At 60.1% G+C, this 1,153-nt stretch carries 2 protein-coding genes; both read right to left on the bottom strand.

The features are described from left to right. Positions 1-575 (bottom strand): Fe-S cluster assembly ATPase SufC (gene sufC / locus A3730_RS27920; RefSeq protein ID WP_063539381.1); only part of this gene is annotated, 575 nt, incomplete at its 3' end. A gap of 75 nt (positions 576-650) precedes the next feature. Then, a partial coding sequence (locus A3730_RS27915) for a SufD family Fe-S cluster assembly protein (protein ID WP_197477707.1) occupies positions 651-1,153 on the bottom strand: 503 nt, incomplete at its 5' end.

The following is a 1,153-nucleotide window of genomic DNA, read 5'->3' as shown; positions in this document are numbered from 1 at the left end:
CGCAGGGAGTTGACCCCTTTGGCCACTGTTTGCAGGGCGTCGATGTCGAGGCCGGAGTCGGTTTCATCGAGCAGTGCCAGCTTCGGTTCCATCAAAAGCATCTGCATGATTTCATTGCGTTTTTTCTCACCACCGGAGAAGCCTTCGTTGACGCCGCGTTTGAGGAAGCTGGCATCCAGGTTGACCTGTTTGCAGGCGGCACGGGCCTGGCGGAGCAGGGTGACCGAATCCCACTCTTCCTTGCCCTGGGCACCGCGTACGGATTCCAGTGCCGCTTTGAGAAATTCCATGTTGGAGACGCCGGGGATTTCCACCGGATACTGGAAGGCCAGGAACAGGCCCGCCTGGGCGCGCTCTTCCGGTTCCAGGTCTGCCAGGCTGTTGCCTTCAAACAGGGCTTCACCGCCGGTGATTGCGTAGTTGTCACGACCGGCCAGCACATTGGCCAGGGTGGATTTGCCGGAGCCATTGGGGCCCATGATGGCGTGTACCTCGCCCGGGTTCACGGTGAGGTTGAGGCCCTTGAGAATCGGCTTGTCCGCCACGGTGGCGTGAAGATCACGAATTTCCAGCATGTTTTGATGCGCCTTTCGATTGGGCCGGGAATCCGACCCGAGTTAATTCAGGGTGTTGTTCGGTGAAGTCGGGGCTTAGCCCACTGCGCCTTCCAGGCTGACTTCCAGCAACTTGCCCGCTTCCACGGCAAATTCCATGGGCAGTTCCTTGAACACCTCTTTACAGAAGCCGTTCACGATCATGGAAACCGCCTTCTCCGGGTCGATACCGCGCTGGCGGCACAGGAACATCTGGTCGTCACTCACCTTGGAGGTGGTGGCCTCGTGTTCGATGGTGGCCGAGGGGTTTTTCGACTCGATGTACGGGAAGGTGTGCGCGCCGCAGGTGTCGCCCAGCAGCAGGGAGTCGCACTGGGTGAAGTTACGGGCGTTTTCTGCCCGGGGGCTGATCCGCACCAGGCCGCGGTAGCTGTTGCTGCTGCGCCCGGCGGAAATGCCCTTGGAAATAATGGTGCTCTTGGTGTTCTTGCCCAGGTGGATCATTTTGGTGCCGGTGTCCGCCTGCTGCATGTGGCGGGGCAGGGCCACGGAGTAGAATTCACCGATGCTGTTGTCACCACGCAGGATCACGGACGGGT

The sequence above is a fragment of the Alcanivorax sp. HI0044 genome (assembly GCF_001634945.1).
Note: the sequence above shows the minus strand (reverse complement) of the source record. Positions and strands in the feature narration are given on the sequence as shown.